This window comes from Streptomyces angustmyceticus, assembly GCF_019933235.1.
Lineage (GTDB): Bacteria > Actinomycetota > Actinomycetes > Streptomycetales > Streptomycetaceae > Streptomyces > Streptomyces angustmyceticus.
On record NZ_CP082945.1, the window covers coordinates 2,071,726 to 2,093,160 of the forward strand.

16 protein-coding genes are annotated in these 21,435 nt (G+C 69.3%); 6 read left to right on the forward strand and 10 right to left on the reverse strand.

Annotation, left to right across the window (positions count from 1 at the left end):
- Window positions 1–263: 263 nt before the first annotated feature.
- Window positions 264–2,711 carry a DNA gyrase/topoisomerase IV subunit A gene (locus K7396_RS09465; protein WP_086719793.1) on the forward strand — a complete coding sequence of 816 codons (2,448 nt, stop codon included), beginning with the start codon at window positions 264–266 and terminating at the stop codon, window positions 2,709–2,711.
- A gap of 54 nt (window positions 2,712–2,765) precedes the next feature.
- Here K7396_RS09465 and K7396_RS09470 read toward each other — a convergent pair whose 3' ends face one another.
- Window positions 2,766–3,872: a CobW family GTP-binding protein gene (locus K7396_RS09470; protein WP_086719794.1), complete on the reverse strand. Its 1,107-nt coding sequence runs from the start codon at window positions 3,870–3,872 to the stop codon at window positions 2,766–2,768.
- 123 nt (window positions 3,873–3,995) lie between these two features.
- Entirely contained in the window at window positions 3,996–5,165 is a 1,170-nt protein-coding gene (locus K7396_RS09475; protein ID WP_086719795.1) for a citrate synthase/methylcitrate synthase, read from the reverse strand.
- A 113-nt stretch (window positions 5,166–5,278) separates the two neighbouring features.
- Here K7396_RS09475 and K7396_RS09480 point away from each other — a divergent pair, with 113 nt between their 5' ends.
- The 4 genes from K7396_RS09480 to K7396_RS09495 all read left to right on the forward strand — a co-directional run bounded on the left by K7396_RS09480 (window position 5,279) and on the right by K7396_RS09495 (window position 11,076).
- A complete protein-coding gene (locus K7396_RS09480) occupies window positions 5,279–6,526 on the forward strand; it encodes a citrate synthase (protein ID WP_086719796.1) in 1,248 nt (415 codons plus the stop codon).
- 199 nt (window positions 6,527–6,725) lie between these two features.
- Window positions 6,726–7,745, forward strand: coding sequence for a sucrase ferredoxin (locus K7396_RS09485; RefSeq protein ID WP_086719797.1), 1,020 nt, complete (start codon window positions 6,726–6,728; stop codon window positions 7,743–7,745).
- A 1,004-nt stretch (window positions 7,746–8,749) separates the two neighbouring features.
- Window positions 8,750–10,405: an ATP-binding protein gene (locus K7396_RS09490; protein ID WP_086719759.1), complete on the forward strand. Its 1,656-nt coding sequence runs from the start codon at window positions 8,750–8,752 to the stop codon at window positions 10,403–10,405.
- Window positions 10,402–11,076 (forward strand): DUF7342 family protein, encoded by a 675-nt coding sequence (locus K7396_RS09495; RefSeq protein WP_086719760.1) that lies wholly within the window; start codon window positions 10,402–10,404, stop codon window positions 11,074–11,076. Before K7396_RS09490 ends, K7396_RS09495 begins: the two co-directional genes overlap by 4 nt.
- A 146-nt stretch (window positions 11,077–11,222) precedes the next feature.
- Here K7396_RS09495 and K7396_RS09500 read toward each other — a convergent pair whose 3' ends face one another.
- From K7396_RS09500 to K7396_RS09525, 6 genes are all read right to left on the reverse strand, one after another.
- Window positions 11,223–12,827: a solute symporter family protein gene (locus tag K7396_RS09500; protein ID WP_086719761.1), complete on the reverse strand. Its 1,605-nt coding sequence runs from the start codon at window positions 12,825–12,827 to the stop codon at window positions 11,223–11,225.
- Entirely contained in the window at window positions 12,824–13,339 is a 516-nt protein-coding gene (locus K7396_RS09505) for a DUF485 domain-containing protein (protein WP_086719762.1), read from the reverse strand. Before K7396_RS09505 ends, K7396_RS09500 begins: the two co-directional genes overlap by 4 nt.
- Before the next feature lie 107 nt (window positions 13,340–13,446).
- A complete protein-coding gene (locus K7396_RS09510) occupies window positions 13,447–14,118 on the reverse strand; it encodes a response regulator transcription factor (protein ID WP_086719763.1) in 672 nt (223 codons plus the stop codon).
- Window positions 14,115–15,281: a sensor histidine kinase gene (locus K7396_RS09515; protein ID WP_086719764.1), complete on the reverse strand. Its 1,167-nt coding sequence runs from the start codon at window positions 15,279–15,281 to the stop codon at window positions 14,115–14,117. The genes K7396_RS09510 and K7396_RS09515 overlap by 4 nt, the downstream gene beginning before the upstream one ends.
- A 30-nt stretch (window positions 15,282–15,311) precedes the next feature.
- Window positions 15,312–15,800 carry a DUF1453 domain-containing protein gene (locus tag K7396_RS09520; protein ID WP_086719765.1) on the reverse strand — a complete coding sequence of 163 codons (489 nt, stop codon included), beginning with the start codon at window positions 15,798–15,800 and terminating at the stop codon, window positions 15,312–15,314.
- A 158-nt stretch (window positions 15,801–15,958) separates the two neighbouring features.
- Entirely contained in the window at window positions 15,959–18,079 is a 2,121-nt protein-coding gene (locus K7396_RS09525) for a DNA gyrase/topoisomerase IV subunit B (protein WP_086719766.1), read from the reverse strand.
- 443 nt (window positions 18,080–18,522) lie between these two features.
- On the opposite strand from K7396_RS09525, the gene K7396_RS09530 reads away from it, so the two are divergent.
- Window positions 18,523–18,753, forward strand: coding sequence for a DUF7455 domain-containing protein (locus tag K7396_RS09530; protein ID WP_003981845.1), 231 nt, complete (start codon window positions 18,523–18,525; stop codon window positions 18,751–18,753).
- A 121-nt stretch (window positions 18,754–18,874) separates the two neighbouring features.
- Here K7396_RS09530 and K7396_RS09535 read toward each other — a convergent pair whose 3' ends face one another.
- Together K7396_RS09535 and K7396_RS09540 are read right to left on the reverse strand one after the other, a co-directional pair.
- The gene (locus tag K7396_RS09535) at window positions 18,875–19,684 is read right to left on the reverse strand and encodes a serine protease (RefSeq protein WP_086719767.1); all 810 of its coding nucleotides are present in this window, start codon (window positions 19,682–19,684) and stop codon (window positions 18,875–18,877) included.
- A 137-nt stretch (window positions 19,685–19,821) separates the two neighbouring features.
- On the reverse strand, window positions 19,822–21,372 hold the full coding sequence (locus K7396_RS09540) for an RNA polymerase sigma factor (RefSeq protein ID WP_263295848.1): 1,551 nt from the start codon (window positions 21,370–21,372) through the stop codon (window positions 19,822–19,824).
- Window positions 21,373–21,435 lie beyond the last annotated feature (63 nt).

A 21,435-nucleotide genomic window follows, 5' to 3' on the forward strand; every position in this document is an offset into this window, starting at 1 on the left:
GTTCTGTCACTGTATGCAAGCGCGTCGGCATCTGGCGAAGTTCCCGTGCGACCGGTACCGGGCGTGCGCCGCGCCGGACCCTCGCGGGAGCCGAAGGGGGAGTCGCGGTCGGCGTTGTCAGTGGGGCGGTCCACAATGGTCCGCGTCAGACTCAGACATACTCGCGGGTCGATCCCCAGCTGGTTGACCCGACTGGTTGACCGTTGTCCCGATGCCGCCTTCCGGCAGGGGCACCAGACGCAGCAGAAGGAGCCGCAGCCGCGATGGCCCGCCGCAGCACGAAGACCCCGCCGCCGGACGACTTCGAGGAGAGGATCCTCGACATCGACGTCGTCGACGAGATGCAGGGTTCCTTCCTCGAGTACGCGTATTCGGTCATCTACTCGCGCGCCCTGCCGGACGCCCGCGACGGCCTCAAGCCCGTGCACCGCCGCATCCTTTACCAGATGAACGAGATGGGGCTGCGGCCCGACCGCGGCTACGTCAAGTGCGCCCGCGTCGTCGGCGAGGTGATGGGTAAGCTCCACCCGCACGGCGACGCGTCGATCTACGACGCCCTGGTGCGCATGGCGCAGCCGTTCTCGATGCGGGTGCCGCTCGTCGACGGCCACGGCAACTTCGGCTCGCTGGGCAACGACGACCCGCCCGCCGCCATGCGGTACACCGAGTGCCGGATGGCGTCCGCGACGTCCCTGATGACGGAGTCCATCGACGAGGACACCGTCGACTTCGCGCCGAACTACGACGGCCAGGAGCAGGAACCGGTCGCCCTCCCCGCCGCGTACCCGAACCTCCTGGTCAACGGCGCGTCCGGCATCGCCGTCGGGATGGCGACGAACATGCCGCCGCACAACCTGGGCGAGGTCATCGCCGCGGCCCGCCATCTGATCAAGCATCCGAACGCCGACCTCGACACCCTGATGCGCTTCGTGCCGGGTCCGGACCTTCCGACGGGCGGCCGGATCGTGGGCCTCGGCGGCGTACGGGACGCGTACGAGAAGGGCCGCGGCACGTTCAAGATCCGCGCGACGGTCACGGTGGAGAACGTCACCGCCCGCCGCAAGGGCCTGGTCGTCACCGAACTCCCCTTCACGGTCGGCCCCGAGAAGGTCATCTCCAAGATCAAGGATCTGGTCGGTTCGAAGAAGCTCCAGGGCATCGCGGACGTCAAGGACCTCACCGACCGCGAGCACGGCCTGCGGCTGGTGATCGAGGTCAAGAACGGCTTCAACCCCGAGGCCGTATTGGAGCAGCTCTACAAGCTCACGCCGATGGAGGAGTCCTTCGGCATCAACAACGTCGCGCTGGTGGACGGCCAGCCGCTGACGCTGGGCCTCAAGGAGCTGCTGGAGGTTTACGTCGACCACCGCTTCAACGTGGTGCGGCGGCGGAGCGAGTTCCGGCGCACCAAGCGGCGCGACCGTCTCCACCTGGTCGAGGGCCTGCTGACGGCTCTGGTGGACATCGACGAGGTCATCCGGCTGATCCGCTCCAGCGAGAACAGCGCGCAGGCCAAGGAGCGGCTGATCGAGCGCTTCTCGCTGAGCGACATCCAGACGCAGTACATCCTCGACACCCCGCTGCGCCGGCTGACCAAGTTCGACCGGATCGAGCTGGAGTCGGAGCGCGACCGGCTGCAGGACGAGATCGAGAAGCTGACGCGGATCCTGGAGTCGGACGCCGAGCTGCGCAAGCTGGTGTCCGGCGAGCTGGCCGCGGTCGCGAAGAAGTACGGCACGGACCGGCGCACGGTCCTGCTGGAGTCGGCGGGCACCTCGGTCGGCGCGGTGCCGCTGGAGGTCTCCGACGACCCGTGCCGGGTGCTGCTGTCCTCGACGGGGCTGCTGGCCCGTACGGTCACCGGGGAAGTTGCCTTCGACGTCGACGCCAAGCGCGTCAAGCACGATGTGATCGTCTCGGCGGTGCCGGCCACGACCCGTGGCGAGGTGGGCGCGGTGACGTCCCTGGGCCGGCTGCTGCGGATCCCGGTGATCGACCTTCCGCAGCTCCCGGAGACCGCGGCGGCACCCAGCCTCTCCGGGGGCGCGCAGCTCTCGGAGTTCCTGACGCTGGAGGACGGCGAGGAGCTGATCTGCCTGACCACACTGGACGAGTCCTCACCGGGCCTGGCGCTCGGCACCGAGCAGGGCGTCGTCAAGCGGGTGGTGCCCGACTACCCCGCCCACAAGGAGGAGTTGGAGGTCATCACCCTCAAGGACGGCGACCGCATCGTGGGCGCGGCCGAGTTGCGCACCGGTGAGGAGGATCTGGTCTTCGTCACCAACGAGGCGCAGTTGCTGCGCTATCCGGCCGCGCAGGTGCGGCCGCAGGGCCGGCCCGCGGGCGGTATGGCGGGCGTCAAGCTGGGCGAGGGCGCGAAGGTGATCGCGTTCGCCGCGGTCGATCCGGCCTCCGAGGCCATGGTCTTCACGGTCGCCGGCTCACACGGCACGCTGGACGACTCAGTGGCGACGGCCAAGCTCACCCCGTTCGACCAGTATCCGCGCAAGGGACGGGCGACCGGTGGTGTGCGCTGCCAGCGGTTCCTGAAGGGCGAGGACGTCCTCACCCAGGCCTGGGTCGGGCCGACGCCGGTGCGGGCCGCGGATGCCAAGGGCGCCCCGGTCGAGATGCCGGACGTGGACCCACGGCGCGATGGCTCGGGCGTGCCGCTGATGAAGCGGGTGGCGGCGCTGGCGGGGCCGGTGTAGCCGGGGCCCGCTGCGGGTGACGCCGTCGGGCCGGGGAGGACCGGCCCGACGGCGTCAGCCGTCTTCGGGGTCGTCGGGTGCGGCCACGTACCGCAGCACGCCCCACATGCTGTTCTGGTCGGCATTCGACGGTGCGCTCTCGCGGCAGTTGTCCAGCTCCTTGTGCAGGGCCGGTGCGTCGATGCCGCTGCCGATCATGACGAGCTGGGTGCTCCGTTCCTCGCCCTTCGGCCACGGCGCGGGGTAGAAGCGCAGGAAGTCGCCGACGGCGTGGACCGTGAACTTCTGGCGGTTCTCCGGTACGTCGAAGTGGACGAAACCCTTGATGCGGTAGAGGCCGGCGGGGCGGCTGTCGAGGAAGTCCATGAGACGGCGCGGGTGCATCGGCTCGGCGGAGGTGAACTCCACGCTCTGGTAGGCCGTATGGAAGTGACCAGCGTGGTGGCAGTGGCCCGGGCGGTCGCACTGGTCGTCCGGGCCGTGCGCGGAATCCGTGTTCGCTGCTCTCTCCCGCAGCAGATCCTCGAAGGACAGCTGCCGCACGGCCGCGTCGTGGTCCTCCCCCGGTCCGCGGTCGAAGAACAGCCCGGGATCGATCCGGCCGTACGCCGTGCAGACGACGGGCCGGCCAGGAGCGAGGCCCGCGAGCGTGTCCCTGAGGTGGTCCCGCGCCGCGTCGCCGATGCGGTCGGCCTTGTTGAGGACCACCATGTCGGCGATGCCCACATGCCGGTCCAGTTCGGGATGCCGGGCCCTGGTGTCCTCGAACTCCGCGGCGTCGACGACCTCGATCAGCCCGCCGTAGACGATGCGGTCGTTGTCGCTGGCGAGGATCATCCGGATGAGTTCCTGGGGCTCGGCAAGCCCGCTGGCCTCGATGACGATCACGTCGATCCGGGCGGCGGGGCGGGCCAGGCGTTCCAGGTAGGTGTCCAGTTCGCTGGTGTCGACCGCACAGCACAGACAGCCGTTGCCGAGCGAGACCATCGAGTCCACCTGCCCGGCGACGGTCATGGCATCGATCTCGATGCTGCCGAAGTCATTGACGATCGCGCCGATCCGGGTGCCGTCGCCGTTGCCGAGCAGGTGGTTGAGCAGCGTGGTCTTGCCCGATCCGAGGAAGCCCGCGAGGACGACGACCGGGATCTGTTGCGGGGCCAAGGGACGCCTCCATGGTGCGGGTGGCGGGCCGCACGGACCGGCGGCGGACGAGCTGTCGATCGTAACGGAACACCGGTGACACCTGGCCCGGCTCCGTCCCCGCACCCCCTACGGGCCTCCCGGCTAGCGGGACGCGACGACGGGCAGCGGCTGCGGCGGGGGCGGGCCGACGTAGCGGGCCGCGGGACGAATGATCTTCGAGTCGTCGGCCTGTTCCAGGATGTTGGCGCTCCAGCCCACCACACGGGCCGCGCAGAAGGTGGGCGTGAACATCTCACGCGGCAGCCCGCACAGCTCCATGACGACCCCCGCGTAGAGCTCCACGTTGGTGTGCAGCTCACGGCCGGGCTTGAGTTCGGCCAGCAGCTCTTCGACCCTCGCCTCCACCTGGACGGCGAATTCCACCAGCGGTCCCCCGAGCTGCTGGGCAATCCCTCGCAGCATCCGGGAGCGCGGGTCCTCGGTGCGGTAGACGGAGTGGCCGAACCCCATGATCCGTTCTCCGCTCAGGACACGGTCGCGGATCCAGGGGTCGATGCGGTCGGGTGTGCCGATGGCGTCGAGCATGTCCAGGGCGCGGCTGGGCGCACCGCCGTGCAGCGGCCCGGAGAGCGCGCCGATGGCGCCGACGAGGCAGGCCGCGAGATCGGCGCCGGTGGAGGCGATGACGCGTGCGGTGAAGGTCGAGGCGTTGAAGCCGTGGTCGATGGTGGAGATCAGGTACGCCTCGATCGCCCGCACGCGCTCGGGCTCCGGCTCATCGCCGGTGAGCATGTAGAGGTAGTTGGCGGCGTGGCTCAGATCCGCGCGAGGCTCGACGGGCATCTGGCCCCGACCGAGTCGGTGCAGCGCGGTGACCAGGGTCGGCACGGCGGCGCACGCCGCGAGCGCGTCGGCACGGCGGTGGTCGGCGTCGATGTCGTACAGCGGCCGGAGGCCGGCCGTCGCACCGAGCAGGGACAGCGCGGTGCGCAGCCCGGCGAGCGGCCCGGAGAGCACACCGGCCTGGGCAAGGGCGGGCAGCGCCTCGCGCACGGCTGCGGGGAGCGTGCGCAGAGCGGCGGTCTCGGCACGGAAAGCTTCGAGTTGCGCGGCATCGGGCAGCTCCCCGTGGAACATCAGGTACCAGACGTCCTCGAACGTCCTGGCCGTCGCCAGCTCGACAGCGGAGTACTGGCGGTAGTGGTAGAAGCCCTCGACGCCTCGGACGTCGCCCACTTGGGTCTCGGTGACGATGACGCCCGAAAGCCCGCGGGGCACGTCGGTCGGTGTGGTGGCCTCGGCGCTCGCCATGGCTTGTCTCCTTGCTCTGCCTCACTCGAATATTGATCCGACTGTCCATGCTTGACTCAAGTATTGTCAATGTTGATTCCATCAATATGGACGAGTCTGGATACGGTGACCTCATGGCGGATCGAGACACGGCGCAGGACGCGGGCGGACAGCGGCTGAGCACCCGAGAGGCAGCCGAGCGGCTGGGGGTGAAGCCGGAGACGGTGTATGCCTATGTCAGCCGCGGCCAGCTGACCAGCCGTCGCGAGCCGGGCGCCCGCGGCAGCACCTTCGATGCAAAGGAGGTCGACACGCTCGCCCGCCGTACAGGCCGCCGCGAACCCTCCACCCCCGGCGGCGAGTTGGCGGTCCGTACGGGCATCACCCTGATCGACCGCGACCATTGCTATTACCGCGGCGTCGACACCTCCGACCTCGCCGCCCACTACAGCTTCGAGGAAGTCGCCGAGTGGCTGTGGACCGGCGAACTGCGCCCCGGCACCCGCTTCACGGCGTCGCAGGACGCGCTGTCCGCCGCCCATCACGCCGTACAGTCACTGCCGGCCCACAGTGGGCCGATGGACCGTCTACGGGTCGCCTTGATCGCCGCGGCGGCCGCCGACCCGCTCCGTTTCGACCTGTCCGAGGACACCGTTGTCGGCACCGCCCGCACCCTCATCCCGACCCTCGTCGACGCCTTGCCATCACACGCCCCGAAGCAGCGCGCCGCGGACTCCCTCGCCACACGCCTCTGGTCACGACTGACCTCACAACCTGCCGACGCCGCCGCGCTCCGCGCCCTGGACGCCGCAATGGTCCTGCTCATCGACCACGACCTCGCTGCCTCGACATTCGCGGTACGGGTCGCCGCCTCCGCCCGCGCGCATCCCTACGCGATCGTCTCGGCCGGCTTCGGCGCCCTGGACGGCGTGTTGCACGGGGCGGCGAGCGGACTCGCCCACCGGATGCTGACGGAGGTGCTGGACCGCGGCAGCGCGGCCGCCGTGGTCGCCGACCACCTGCGGGCCGGCCACCAGGTACCGGGGCTCGGACATCCTCTGTACCCGGGCGAGGACCCGCGGGCCCGCGCCCTGTTCCGACTCCTGGAGGAGGTGCCGCAGGCCCGCCCCGCCCTGCATGCCGCCCACCAAGTGATCACCACCACAGCCCGGCACACGGAGCTGCACGCCAACATCGATCTGGCACTGGCCGTACTGACCGTCTCGACGGACATGCCTGCGGAGGCAGGCGAGACCATTTTCGCCATCGCCCGCACCGCCGGCTGGATCGCCCACGCCCTGGAGGAATACGCCGAACCAGCCCTCCGCATGCGCCCCAGGGGCCAGTACAGCGGCCCCCGCGCCCCCCAACCGTTGCCCTGACCGGAGACCGCGCTGCGGTGCGACGTCACACCGGACGGAACCAGAGTTCCGGCAGCACCGGCACGATCAGCACACCCGGCATCAGCGACGTCTCACGCTAAAGCCCACTCACCACGAACGACGGGATTCAGCCCACCATCGCCCCACTGACCCTTCACCCGGCATCCAGCTCGGGCCAGATGAGGTTAGGCTCACCTATGTGAGTACCTGCGCCACCACTTCTCGCGAATCGGCCGAATCTCTCGCCGGGACCGCGGCCCTTGCCCGAACCTGGCTGCTCATCGAGCAGCCCGGGCCTTGGGGCGCCCATGCGCTGACGGACAGTCACCTCGACCCTGACGTCGGCCGGGCCCTGGAGGCCGCGGCAGAAGGTACGGGTGTACGCGTCGCCCTCATCCGTCGGCCGGGGCGCCCCGCCGACCGCCACGGCTCTCCGCGGCGGCGGCTGTTCCTCGCGCACACCGCGCCGGGACGCTCCTGGATCCGCACGACCACCGTCACCGACCCCCGCGCGGCCCTCGGACTGGAGTTCGCAGCCCTCGGAGCGGGCGAGCATCACGGCCTCTGGGAACCGTACATCGGTGAGCCGCTGGTCCTCGTGTGCACCAACGGCAAGCGGGACCGCTGCTGCGCCCTGCTCGGCCGCCCCCTTGCCGCCGAGCTCGCCGCAAGCGGAACCCAAACCTGGGAGGTCACCCACATCGGGGGACACCGCTTCTCGCCCACCCTTTTCGTCCTTCCGTACGGCTACGCCTACGGACGAGCCTCGGCCCCCCTGATCAAGGAGGCCGTGGAGTCGGCGCGCGACGGACGGATCACGGTGGACCACGCCCGTGGCCGCTCGGCCTGGGACCGGCCGGGCCAGGCCGCTGACCTCGCGGTTCGTGAGCTCATCGGGGAGGATCTGGCGGACGCACTCGACGTCGTACGGACCGACGCGATGTGGCCCGAACCGAAGTCGGCCGACAGGACGGCGTCCAGCAGTGCGGCCATCACCGGAGCCTCCGCCGCCTGGGCGGTTACCGTTGCCCACTCCGATGGCCGCATGTGGCGGGTCATCGTCGAACAGCGGGCCGATGGTGCTGCGGCGCCCGCTAGCTGTGGTGCACCGCTCGGTCCACCTGCGCGTATGGCGGTTGCCTCCATCAGCGCGGTGGAAACCCCGATCAGCGTGGCCGACGGCATGTCTCGTAGGACGGCCCAGGCAGTCGGTAGGTGACCCGGCCAACCCCGCCCCTCGCTCAGCGAGAACCTCACCACCCCGAACGCCCCCACCCCGTGTTCGCGCTCCGGGAGACAAACGTGCCCCATTGTGCGTTCCACGCCGCCGACCTTCCTCACCCCGGCGGTCGCTCCGCCCGCAGGAGGCCCCGCTTTCCGCGCGGCCACCGTCCGACAGCGGGCGACTGCCCCACGACCAGCTGAGACTCCAGACCAACCGCACCGACCAACTGCGCCGGGCCCGTCGGCCAAACCCCAGACAACCCGCCCTCTCCCACGACCTTCGCCATGCCCCGTGGCGCTCCCCCGTAGACCGCATGTCCTGTCCCTTCCCGCGCACCATCGCGCGCCTCGCGCTGCCCTCGGCCGATCTTTCATCGCCAGCTGATGCCGCCCGCCTGCTCACCACGCGAGGTTACGCACGCACAATCTGCGATCAAAAGGCCTGTGGATAACCTCTCCTGATGTACTCCCCACCCCATTGATGCGCAGCGGACCTGTACTTTCGTCAGCCGAGCCAGTCGCCTGTAAATGGCCGGCCATCGACGCGCCCTGGACGCGTCGATGGCACCTCACAAGGAATCGCACGCATTTCGCGCATGAAGCGAAAACCCCGAGCGAGTCGAACCCACAAACAACCGTGATCCGCGACATCGCGATGCCGGCGAAGCCAGCTTCCAGTCGCCGCCCGGACACCCTCCGAATTCGCCCCGCCGGGGATTACCGGCCACCTCGTCTCCGCGCTTACTGTTCGTTCGTATGGGCGAGAAGGAAGCGTCGATTCCGCGCCCGAGCGCCGCCGAGCCCTCGGGTTCCGCGCCGTTTGGCAGTGGGCCGACGGCCGACACCGCCTACGTAGAGCCGGTCAGCGGAGCGCAGGCAGCCCACGGTCAGCCGACAGCCAGCCCCCCGGCTCCAGCTCCCCCCGGACCGGCCAACACAGGGCCTCGCCGGACTAGACCGCGGCTGGGATGGCCACGGCGGGTCTTCTCTCAGGTGCTGATGGTGCAGCTGGCCATCGCCACCGGTGTCATCGTCCTGGCGACCGGTCTGTTCCTCGCCCCGCTCAGTGCACAGCTCGACGATCAGGCGATGCGCCGTGCTCTCGCCATCGCACAAACCACCGCGGCTGAGCCCCGCCTCGACGATGCCCTGGAGTCCTCCCGTCCCTCGCGCCACGGTCCCGTGCAGAACGAAGCGGAGCGAATTCGCGCCGCTACCGGCGCCGAATACGTAGTGATCATGGACAAGCGAGGCGTGCGCTGGTCCCACACCGACCCGGACGAGATAGGACGCCACGTCTCGACCGACCCCAGCGCCGCGCTCTCCGGCCAAGAAGTGATGCAGATCGACGAGGGCACACTCGGCCGGTCCGCACGCGGCAAGGTCCCGCTTCGCGACGAGCACGGCGAGGTGGTCGGCGCCGTCTCCGTCGGCATCGCATACGAGAGCGTGCAGGAACGTCTGCTCTCCACGGTCCCCCAGTTGCTTGCGTACGCGGGCGGGACACTCGTTGTGGGAGCGCTCGCCGCCTACCTCGTTGCCCGTCGGCTCCAGCGTCGCACCCACGACCTGGCGTTCTCCGACATCTCCGCATTGCTCGTCGAGCGGGAGGCAATGCTGCACGGCATCCGGGAAGGCTTCCTCGCGCTCGACAAGAACGGCCGCATCCGCCTGATGAACGACGAGGCGCAGCGTCTCCTGGATCTCCGCGCCGAAGACACCGGCCGTCCCCTGGACGCGGCTCTCCCTCCAAGCCGTACAACGGACGTCCTGGCCGGCCGCGTCTCGGGGGCGGACCTGCTGGCGGTCAGCGGGCACCGGGTCCTGGTGGCCAACCGAATGCCGACCGACGACGGCGGTGCCGTGGTCACCCTGCGTGACCGTACCGAGCTGGAGCGGCTGGGGCGCGAGCTGGACGGTACCCGCGGCCTCATCGATGCCCTCCGTGCCCAGGACCATGAGCACGCCAACCGACTGCACACCCTCCTCGGCCTGCTCGAGCTCGGGCTGTACGAGGAGGCGGTCGAGTTTGTGACGCAGGCCGTGGGCGTGCATCGGGCGACCGCCGAGCAGGTCACCGAGCGCATCCACGATCCGCTGCTGGCCGCACTCCTGGTGGGGAAGGCCACCGTCGCCACCGAGCGCGGCGCTTCGCTGAGCATCTCCCCCCGTACACACCTACCTGATCGCCTGGTAGACCCGCACAGCCTGGTCACCATCCTCGGCAACCTCGTCGACAACGCGCTGGACGCCACGTCGAGTGAGCGCGACGCACAACTGGAAGTGGAGGTCCGTACCGAAGGCAGCACCGCCATCATGCGCATCAGCGACAACGGCCCCGGCGTGCCCGAGGAACGTCGTGCGGAGATCTTCACCGAAGGCTGGACGACCAAGGAATCGCCGCGCCACGGGCAGCGCGGAATCGGCCTGGCGCTGGTACGGCGTCTCGCTGAGCGCTACGGAGGCAGCGCCGAGGTCGGCGAGCGCCCCGGTGGCGGTGCGGTGTTCACCGTGACCGTCCCCGACGCGCTGTCCGAGAAACTCTCCCGAGCGCGCGGAACAACGCCCCAGGAGACAGCCACGGAAACCCGTGCCCCCGGACGGCCCCAGGCGCGCACTCGTCACCTCGAAGGCGACACGGAGGCCGGCCGATGATCGACGTTCTGGTCGTGGACGACGATGTGCATGTCGCGAAGATCAACGCCGCGTATGTCTCCAAGGTCGAGGGCTTCCGTGTCAGTTGCCTGGCGCACACGGCCGCTGACGCCCTCGCAGCCCTGGAGACGCACCACGTCGATCTGATCCTCCTGGACCACTACCTCCCCGACGGGACCGGGCTCCAACTGGTCGGCGACCTGCGGCGACGCGGCCTGTTCACCGACGTCATCATGGTGACGGCAGCTCGCGACATCGCCACCGTGCAGGCCGCGATGCGCCACGGTGCGCTGCAGTACCTGGTCAAGCCGTTCACCTTCGCAGGGCTGCGCTCCAAGTTGATGGGTTATGCGGCACTGCACCGTACGTTTGCGGGTGGCGGACAGGCGGAGCAATCCGAAGTGGACCGGATCTTTGGGGCTCTGGGGGCCGCCAACGCGGGCTCGGCGGAGCTGCCGAAGGGCCACTCCACCGCCACTGCCGACCGTGTGCGCTCGGTGCTGCGCTCCGCGGACGCCCCCCTCTCGGCGCAGGACGTCGCACTCCAGGCGGGACTGAGCCGCCAGACCGCGCAGCGCTACCTCAAGCTGCTGGAACGCGCCGGGCGGGTACGCCTCACGCTCAAGTACGGCGAGACCGGCCGCCCAGAGCACCGCTACGAGTGGGTTTAGCCGGAGGGCCGGCGCCACGCGGAGGCAAGGGCAACGGGAACCCTGTACACACGAATAGGACGTGGCAACCATTCCGGCCCAGTTGCCACGCCCCTCGTCGGCCACTGCACGGTCAGGGTCGTCCATCCCTGACACGACAATCTGTCCTAAGCAGCCCCCGCCCCCGTCAGCGCCCGTACCTCCGTCTCCGCATGCCGTGCCTCGTCGGCGGCCTCCGGGGAGAGCACAGTTCCCAGCCACCCCATCAGGAAGCCCAGTGGGATCGATACGACACCGGGGTTGTCGAGCGGGAAGAAGGCGAAGTCCATTCCAGGGAAGAGCGACTCTTGGCTGCCGGAGACCACCGGGGAGAGCACTACCAGGGTGATCGCCGGAATCAAGCCCCCGTATACGGACCAGACAGCACCCCGGGTCGTGAAGCGGCGCCAGAAGAGCGTGTACAGCAGGACCGGCAGGTTGGCCGATGCCGCAACGGCGAAGGCCAGGCCTACCAGGAAGGCGACATTCAGGTCCTGGGCGAGCAGGGCGAGCCCGATCGCGACAGCACCGACGGCCACAGCCGCGATGCGCGCCACCGCCACCTCGGCACGCTGGGCGTCTTGCGCCGTACCACGCTGACGTCGGAGCGAGGCATACAGGTCGTGCGCAACGGAGGCCGATGAGGCGAGCGTGATGCCGGCGACCACGGCCAGGATGGTGGCGAACGCCACTGCGGCCACCACGGCGAAGAGCACTGTGCCCCCGGTCGAACCGGCGCCGCCGCCCAAGTTGAGGGCCAACAGCGGGACCGCGGTGTTGCCCGCTGTATTGGACGTCCGGACGGCGTCGCTGCCGAGCACCGCCGCGGCACCGAAGCCGAGCACGATGGTCATCAAGTAGAAGCCGCCGATCAGCCCGATGGACCAGACGACGGATCGGCGGGCGGAACGGGCCGTGGGGACCGTGTAGAAGCGGGAAAGGATGTGTGGCAGCCCGGCGGTGCCCAGGACCAGCGCGAGACCGAGGCTGATGAAGTCCAGCCGGGAGGTCCAGCCCCCACCGTATTTGAGGCCGGGTGCGAGAAAGTCGCGGCCGTGTCCGCTGCGTTCGGCGGCGGTGTTCAGCAGTGTGTTGAAGTCACCGTGAAACCGAACCAGTACCAGGACAGTCAGGGCAATGGCACCTCCCATGAGAAGTACGGCCTTGACGATCTGGATCCAGGTCGTGGCACGCATCCCTCCAAAGGCTACGTAGACGACCATCAGGGCACCGACCCCGATCACCATCCAGGTACGTGCCTGCTGGCCCGCGCCTCCCAGGAGCAGGGCGACGAGGCTGCCTGCCCCGACCATCTGCGCCACCAGATAGAGCACCGACACCGTGACGGAGGCGGTGCCGGCCGCGATACGGACTGGCCGCGACCGCATCCGGGCCGCGACGACATCGGCAAGGGTGAACCTGCCGCAGTTGCGGACCAGTTCAGCGACGAGGAAGAGGACGACGAGCCAGGCCACGAGAAAGCCGACCGAGTACAGCAATCCGTCATAGCCGAACAGGGCGATCAGCCCGGAGATTCCGAGGAAGGAGGCAGCGGACATGTAGTCACCCGCGATGGCGAAACCGTTCTCCATCGGGGAGAAGAGCCTCCCTCCCGCGTAGAACTCCTCGGCGGAACCGTGCCGACGACGGCTCACCCAGGTGGTGATCGCCAGGGTGACGGCGATGAACACGCTGAACAGAACCAGTGCGAGGGTCTGGTGGTCGTCGGTCACCGGACGTTCCCTCCGGTGAGTTCCTGGGTTTCCCAGCGGATGTCGAGCGCGGCCCTGTCCCTGCGCAGCCGGGCGTGGCGTGCGTAGGCCCAGGTGAGCAGGAACGTGGTGGCGAACTGGCCGAGTCCGGCGAGCATCGCGACGTTCAGAGCGCCGGCGACGCGGTGGGCCATGAGGCCGGGCGCAGCGGTCGCGGCGATCACATAGGCGAGGTACCAGGCAAGAAAGACCGCCGTACCGGGCAGCACGAAATGCCGGTAGCGGCGGCGCACCTCCTGGAAGGCCGCGCTTCGCTGCACCGCAAGATAGATCTCGCCATGCGCCGCGGGCCGTTGTTCCGGTACCGCCACTGGTGCCGGTACCGGCCCAGGTGGCTGCCCGGTTCTCCACTCGCCCGCTGCCTCCGCTGCGCCGTCCGCCTCGCCCCACCCGGAGGCGAGAGCGTCGTACCAGGGGTCGTCGAGCCGTACGCCCCCTGGCTCACCGGCCGAGCGGCCGTCCTGCTTGTCCACCGAACTCTCCTTGGTGCACGGGTCTGTTGTCCGTGCGACCCAAGGTTGGACAGAAAGGAAGATCCGGGACGCTTCATTCCGAACCCTTCACCCCATCAGGTGATGAGCTACCTGGGCGGCTGTGCCAGGCCGTGGCGGTACGCGTAGTGAATGGCTTGGGCCCGGTCCCGCAACCCGGCCTTGGCGAAGAGGTTGTTGATGTGGGTCTTCACCGTGGCCGTGGAGACGTGCAGCGTGCCCGCGATCTCCGGATTGGACTGGCCCTCGGCGACCAGCCGCAGCACCTCCACCTCGCGCGCCGTCAGGCCGTCCGGAGCCTCGTCCGGTGGCGACAGGGGCCGTACCGGCTCGGCGAAGCGCTCCAGCAGCCTGCGTTGGATCTTGGGCGCCAGGCCGGCCTCGCCCGAGAGCACATCGTCGATGGCCCGGACGATCTCCTCGCCGTCCGCGTCCTTGGTCAGATAGCCACGGGCCCCGGCCTGCAGGGCAGGAAAGAGCGAGTCGTCGTCCGCATAGGTGGTGAGCACCACGACCTGGGTACCGGGGTGCTCGGCTCGGATACGCCGGGTGGCCTCGACACCGTCGCAGCGCGGCATCCTCAGGTCCATCAGCACGACGTCGGGGTCGAGTTCGGCGACGAGGCGGACCGCGTCCGCACCGTCTGCTGCCGAGCCGACGACCTCGATGCCCGGCAGGAGTCCCAGCAGCATCACGATTCCCTCGCGCACCACCGTCTGGTCGTCGGCGACCACTACCCGTGTCACCGTGCGTGCCGTCATGCGGGCACCCGCAGCCGCACCACGAATCCCTCCTCATCAGGGCCGGATTCCAGCGTTCCGCCGAGGAGTTCGGCGCGCTCCCGCATCCCGAGCAGACCGTATCCGGAGCCGCTGACGGCGAGTTCGCCGGGCTTGCCGCGGCCGCCGAAATCACGCACCTCCAGGCCCACGTCGTCCCTCGCGTAGTCCAGCCGCACGCTCACCCGTGCCCCCGGGGCGTGCTTGCGCACGTTCGTCAGCGCCTCCTGGGCAACCCGGCGGACCGCGAGGCCCGCCTCCGCCGGTAGGGCACGCCCCTCGCCCTCCACCTCCAGCCGAAAGCCCTCAGCGGCCGCCAGGCGCCGCAGAAAGTCCTCGACCGGGATCATCTCCCCGCGCAGCGCGGAAAGCGCCTCACGGGTGCCGGACAGCCCTTCACGGGCCATCCCCCGGCACGCCACCACCCGGTCCAGGAGCTGGTCACGGTCGGCCTCGAGGTCCGTGCTGCGCTGGATCAGCAGTCGTGCCGCCTCCAGGTGCACGAGCTGGGCGCTCAGGCTGTGGGCGAGGACGTCGTGGATCTCGCGTGCGATCCGTCCGCGTTCGGTGAGCGCCGCGGATTCGGCCTCCGCCTTGCGGGCAGCCCGTTCCTGGGCCAGCAGCCGCCGGGCGTTGCCGCGTGCCTCGGCGTCCTGTCGTACGACATAGCCCGCCAGCGCCAGACCCACGGTGGTCGCGGTGGTGGCGATCCAGTTGTCGTGGTCCATCACGGCGAACGCCCCCAGGGCCGCGGCGGCGCACGGCACCGCGGCGTTCAGCGGCAGCCGCTCCATGGCGACGACGGCGCAGGCACACCACAGGACGATCGCGGGCGTCGGCGCCCCGGCGAACGCAAAGCCGAAGGCCGCCGCCTCCAGTACGGCGAACAGCCCGATCGACGGCCACAGACGGCGTGCCAGGGTCGTGCGGAAGAAGCCGCGGAAGACCAGGATGCTGAGGGCCATGCCGGCACACGCCGCCACCCGGCCCCAGCCTCTGAAGCCGGGCCCCTTCAGGGTGATCCACACCAGTACGGCGACCACCATGACACGCACCGCGCGGCCGGCCCACACCCGGGCGCCGCTGATGCCCTCACGGGAGAGCGACTCCCGCAGGGGCCAGCTCGTCCAGGAGTTCATCGGCACGTACGGTCCTTCCCAGGGGCGACGGGGGCGTCAGCCCGCAACAGGGACACGGTACGTCTGCTGCAGGGCCTGGGCGCGCCAGGCGGTGACACCGGCACGGGTCAGCAGCATCGCGCCGACGGAGAGCATGGTGGCCGCGCTGCCCTGGCGGATCCCCATGGCCGCCGCGATGCCCATGAGGCCGAGCCGCAGCGCCATGCCGCAAAGCCACACACCGGCCGCCGCCCAGCCTCCTTTGCTCCACACCGCACCGTCCGCGTCCGTCCAGATACGTGTCGTCCAGGCCCAGCCGATGCCGCAGGCCAGCCCGATGAGGATCTCCGTACCGAGCAGGGCGGCGGACGCCAGGTGGTGTCCGGGGTCCAGAAGGCCGGGCTGCCGTACCGCCAGGACCATCAGGACGACCGGAACCAGCCACGTTTTCTTGCCCTCCGACGTGACGCGCCGCGCCGTGAACTGCCGGATGCACACCCATGCAACCGCCGCGGTGATCACAACGATGTTGAGCAAGCCGCTCATGACCCAGGCCCTTCGTGGGACGAAATTTTCGATGTGCCCGACGCTACGGAGCGGCACCGGGTGGCCGGATCGGAGCCAGGGTGGGGACCGGGTGGAAATGCCGACGGGCGCCCGTCCACCCAGGGGTGGAGAGGCGCCCGTCGGGAGCTGCTGACCGGTCAGGTGTCGATGCGCGAACGGTCCAGAGTGGAGGCGGAGTTGGTGATGAACTCCTTACGGGGCGCGACTTCGTTGCCCATGAGGAGGTCGAAGGCCTTCTCCGCCGCTTCGAGATCGCTGATGTTGATCCGGCGCAGGGTGCGGTGGCGCGGGTCCATGGTCGTCTCGGCGAGCTGGTCGGCGTCCATCTCACCCAGACCCTTGTAGCGCTGGATGCTGTCCTTGTAGCGGACCTTCTTGCGCTGGAGCTCGAGCAGCGTCTGGCGCAGCTCGTTGTCCGAGTAGGTGTAGATGTACTTCTCCTGGCCCTTCTTGGGGTTGATCAGTTCCACCCGGTGCAGCGGCGGAACGGCGGAGAAGACCCGGCCCTGCTCGACCATGGGCCGCATGTAGCGCTGGAACAGCGTCAGCAGCAGGCAGCGGATATGCGCGCCGTCGACATCGGCGTCGGCCAGGAAGATGACCTTGCCGTAGCGGGCGGTGTCGATGTCGAAGGTGCGGCCGGAACCGGCTCCTATGACCTGGATGATGGCGCCGCACTCGGCGTTCTTGAGCATGTCCGAAACCGACGACTTCTGGACGTTCAGGATCTTGCCGCGGATCGGCAGCAGCGCCTGGAATTCCGAGTTCCGGGCCAGTTTCGCGGTGCCCAGCGCCGAGTCTCCCTCGACGATGAAGAGTTCGCTGCGGTCGACGTCGTCACTGCGGCAGTCCGCGAGCTTGGCCGGCAGCGACGACGACTCCAGCGCCGTCTTCCGGCGCTGGGCCTCCTTGTGCTGGCGGGCGGCGATGCGCGTACGGGCCGCGGCGACGATCTTCTCCATGACGGCGCGCGCCTGCTGCTTGTCGTCCCGCTTCGTGGAGGTCAGGAATGACTTGAGTTCCCGGCTCACCACCTGGGCGACGATCCGCGAGGCGGCGGAGGTGCCGAGGACCTCCTTGGTCTGGCCCTCGAACTGCGGCTCCGCGAGCCGTACGGTCACGACGGCGGTGAGGCCCTCCATGGCGTCGTCCTTGACGACGTCGTCCTCGGAGACGCGCAGCAGCTTGCTCGACCGCAGCACCTCGTTGACCGTCTTGGCGACCGACCGCTCGAAGCCGGAGACGTGGGTGCCGCCCTTGGGCGTGGCGATGATGTTGACGAACGACTTGACCGTCGTGTCGTAGCCGGTGCCCCAGCGCAGCGCGATGTCGACGCCCAGATCCCGGGTGACCTCGGTCGGTGTCATGTGGCCACGGTCGTCGAGGACCGGCACCGTCTCCTTGAAGGAGCCCTGGCCGGTCAGCCGGAGCACGTCGCAGACGGCCTTGTCCTGCGCGAGGTACTCACAGAACTCGCTGATGCCGCCGTCGTAGCGGAACGTCTCTTCCGTCTTGCCGGCGCCGTCGATGCCGCGCTCGTCGCGGACGACCAGGGTGAGGCCCGGCACGAGGAACGCGGTCTGGCGGGCACGGGCGTGCAGCGTCTCCAGGGAGAGCCTGGCGTCCTTGAGGAAGATCTGCCGGTCGGCCCAGTAGCGCACCCGGGTGCCGGTCTTCGTCTTGGCGATCCGCTTGCCCTTGAGGAGGCCGTTGCCCGGGTCGAAGGGCGCTTCGGGCCCCGATTCGGTGAAGATGCCGGGGACGCCGCGGCGGAAGCTGATCGAGTGCGTCTTGCTGCTGCGGTCCACCTCGACGTCGAGCCGGGCCGACAGGGCGTTGACGACCGAGGCACCGACGCCGTGCAGACCACCGGAGGCCGCGTAGGAGCCGCCGCCGAACTTTCCGCCGGCGTGCAGCTTGGTCATCACGACCTCGACGCCGCTGAGGCCGGTCTTGGGCTCGACGTCCACGGGAATGCCGCGGCCGTTGTCCCGGACCTCCACCGACCCGTCGTCGTGGAGGATCACCTCGATGTGGTCGCAGTAGCCGCCCAGCGCCTCGTCGACGGAGTTGTCGATGATCTCCCACAGGCAGTGCATCAGGCCGCGACTGTCCGTCGAGCCGATGTACATGCCGGGGCGCTTCCGGACGGCCTCGAGCCCCTCGAGGACGAGCAGATGCCGCGCGGTGTAGTTGGATCCGTCCCGGTCTGCCCCGGTCAGCACTGCGGTGGACGGCACGGACATCTCGGCGGTCACGCGGTTCGCTCCTCGCTGAATTTCTGGCAGCCCGCATTCCGCGGACTCGGTTGTGGCGGTGTCGCCCGTCAGAGGGTACCGAGGCCTGGTAGAGCCGATGTGACGCCACCCGTAAGCATGCCCATGGTAGTAGAATTTCGCTCGTACGTTCGATCCCTCGAAGGGGTGACGTCCTGATGACGTGCACATCACGTTCCCTTCGAGGCATGAACCATTTAGGCTCCGGGCACGTCCTCATCAACAACCGGCAAGCCAGCCGGGAGGACAGATCCAACAACCAACGTGAATCAGACCACCACGCAATACGGCTCATTCGCCGCCACCCGGCAGCACCCGGCCCCCTCCGAGAATTTTTTCGAGGAAAAGGCACGAGCGGGAACGTTTTCGGCCTGGTTGGATGTTGACCCTGGTACGACAGCTCGTCGAGCTAGAGAAGAGGCGACGTGACTACTGTTCTGACACCCGCGAGCCCGCTGACGGCCGCTGACCGCTGCGACCGCTGCGGCGCCCAGGCATACCTGCGCGTCGTCCTGATGTCCGGCGGAGAACTGCTCTTCTGCGCCCACCACGGTCGCAAGTTCGAGCCAGAACTCAAGAAGATCGCCGCGGAAATACAGGACGAGACGGAGCGGCTGACCGCTTCTCCGGCGTCCGCGTCCGATGAGGAACGCTGACACTTCGCATCCACGACGAGCGAGCAGCGGCTCAACGCCGTATCGCGGGCGGTTCCCCGACACCAACGGGGACACCGCCCGCACTCGTACGCGCGCACGCCTTCACCGGCCCCCACGCCGCTCAGCCCGCCCCGTGTGCGGAGACCACCGGGAGAAGCGCCGAGGCGCGCGTGTAGACCCCGGGACTGCCGGCCTGACCACAGCCGGTCCCCCACGACACCAGGCCCACCAGCCGTCCGCGCACGACCAGGGGCCCGCCGCTGTCCCCCTGGCAGGCGTCGTGGCCGCCGTGGGGTGCCCCCGCACACAGCATCGTTCGGGGCTTGTACGTACCGTCGGCACTGCCGGGATACGCTCGCGCACAGACCGCATCGGGCAGCACGTTGACGCGCGCCGCGCGCAACTGCGACGCGTAACTGCCCCCGCCTGTGGTGTCTCCCCAGCCGTAGACCGTGGCCGCGTTGCCGGGCCGGTAGGCGCTGTCCTGCCGTCCCGCCATCGGGATCGGCCGGTTCGGGACCGGCCTGTCCAGTGTGAGGACGGCCATGTCACCGTCGTTCGTGTAGTTGTTGTAGCGCGGGTTGACCCAGATCTTCGCGGGCTTGAGTTCCTGTCCACCGCCACCGCTGAGCTTGTCGCGCCCGACGACGATCCGCAGGTCCCGCACCTCCCGCCAGGGGACGCCCAGCACCTCCTTGCTCAGGCAGTGCGCCGCGGTCACCACCGTCGAGTGCCCCACCAGCACGCCGCCGCAGAACTGTCCGGAGCGCTGGACGCCGAAGCGCTCGTGGGAGGCCAGCGCCACCGCCCAGGGGCTGTGCGACAGCGGCGCGGGCTTTCCGCCGATCACCGACCCGTCCGCGGCCGCCGGCGCCGGCAGGGCAAGGACCAGCGCGAGGGCTCCGAGGGCAGCGTGTGCGGTCGGACGCATGCGGACTCCTTGACTCTGTGAAAATGCGCGCGCACCCAGAGTGACCCAAACGGCGGCCCGGCGCACCCCGGACGCACAGAAGCCCGGCCCCTCCAACTAGGAGAGACCGGGCTCGTGACCCCTATGGGGCGGTAGGACTAGTCGAGGTAGTCGCGCAGCACCTGGGAGCGCGACGGGTGACGCAGCTTCGACATCGTCTTCGACTCGATCTGGCGGATCCGCTCACGGGTGACGCCGTAGACCTTGCCGATCTCGTCCAGCGTCTTGGGCTGGCCGTCGGTGAGACCGAAGCGCATGGACACGACACCGGCCTCGCGCTCGGAGAGGGTGTCCAGCACCGAGTGCAGCTGCTCCTGCAGAAGCGTGAAGCTGACCGCGTCGGCCGGGACGACCGCCTCGGAGTCCTCGATGAGGTCACCGAACTCGCTGTCGCCGTCCTCACCCAGCGGGGTGTGCAGCGAGATGGGCTCGCGGCCGTACTTCTGGACCTCGATGACCTTTTCGGGGGTCATGTCGAGCTCCTTGGCCAGCTCCTCCGGGGTGGGCTCACGGCCCAGGTCCTGGAGCATCTGGCGCTGGACGCGCGCGAGCTTGTTGATGACCTCGACCATGTGGACGGGGATACGGATCGTACGGGCCTGGTCGGCCATGGCGCGGGTGATGGCCTGGCGGATCCACCACGTCGCGTAGGTCGAGAACTTGTAGCCCTTGGTGTAGTCGAACTTCTCGACCGCACGGATCAGACCGAGGTTGCCCTCCTGGATCAGGTCCAGGAAGAGCATGCCGCGGCCGGTGTAGCGCTTGGCCAGGGAGACGACCAGTCGGAGGTTGGCCTCCAGGAGGTGGTTCTTCGCCCGGCGGCCGTCCTCGGCGATGATCTCCAGCTCGCGCTTGAGCTTCGGCGCCAGCTTGTCGGAGTTCGCCAGCTTGTCCTCGGCGAACAGACCCGCCTCGATGCGCTTGGCGAGCTCCACCTCCTGCTCGGCGTTGAGGAGCGGGACCTTGCCGATCTGCTTGAGGTAGTCCTTTACCGGGTCGGCGGTGGCGCCGGCCGCGGCGACCTGCTGCGCGGGGGCGTCGTCCTCGTCGTCGTCGGACAGGACGAAGCCGGCGTTCTCCGCACCCTCGGCGGCCTCGGGCGCGTCGCCCTTGCCGGGCGCCGGGGTCTCCTCGGTCACCTCGTCGTCGAGCAGCTCGTCGACGTCCTTCTTGGCCGCGGTCTTCTTCGCGGTGGCCTTCTTGGCCGTGGCCTTCTTCGCGACCGTCTTCTTGGCGGTCGCCTTCTTCGCCGCCGCCTTCTTCGCAGGCGCGGACTCGGACTCACCGGCCGACGGGTCCGCCACGGGGGCGGGGGCGGCGGCGGTGGTCTTCTTGACCGTGGCGGCCTTCGCCGCGACGGTCTTGGTGGCGGTGCGCTTCGCCGGACTCTTCGCTGCGACGCTCTTGCGGGTGCGCTTGGGCGCCTCTGCGGCACTGACCATCAGCGTCACACCCTCCTCGTCGAGGATCTGGTTGAGGCTGCGCAGAACGTTCTTCCACTGGGTTGGCGGAATCTGGTCAGCCTCGAAGGCCCGACGCACGTCATCGCCGGCGATCTGCCCATCTGCCTTTCCCCGCTCGATGAGCGCCATCACAGACTCGGACTCGGCGATCTCCGGCGGGAGCGTACGGGATGTGCTGGCCGACACGAACAACCTCTCGGAACGATGGAAACGGCTTCCGACCCCGTCCTGTGTGGATCGGAGCCGACG

Bases quoted from the DNA above. Each gene is read 5' to 3' on its own strand.
- K7396_RS09490 (WP_086719759.1), top strand. From the start codon at position 8,750: ATGGTGCAGCTGGCCATCGCCACCGGTGTCATCGTCCTGGCGACCGGT.
- K7396_RS09510 (WP_086719763.1), bottom strand. From the start codon at position 14,118: ATGACGGCACGCACGGTGACACGGGTAGTGGTCGCCGACGACCAGACG.
- K7396_RS09520 (WP_086719765.1), bottom strand. From the start codon at position 15,800: ATGAGCGGCTTGCTCAACATCGTTGTGATCACCGCGGCGGTTGCATGG.
- K7396_RS09465 (WP_086719793.1), top strand. From the start codon at position 264: ATGGCCCGCCGCAGCACGAAGACCCCGCCGCCGGACGACTTCGAGGAG.
- K7396_RS09475 (WP_086719795.1), bottom strand. From the start codon at position 5,165: ATGGCGAGCGCCGAGGCCACCACACCGACCGACGTGCCCCGCGGGCTT.
- K7396_RS09480 (WP_086719796.1), top strand. From the start codon at position 5,279: ATGGCGGATCGAGACACGGCGCAGGACGCGGGCGGACAGCGGCTGAGC.
- K7396_RS09535 (WP_086719767.1), bottom strand. From the start codon at position 19,684: ATGCGTCCGACCGCACACGCTGCCCTCGGAGCCCTCGCGCTGGTCCTT.
- K7396_RS09495 (WP_086719760.1), top strand. From the start codon at position 10,402: ATGATCGACGTTCTGGTCGTGGACGACGATGTGCATGTCGCGAAGATC.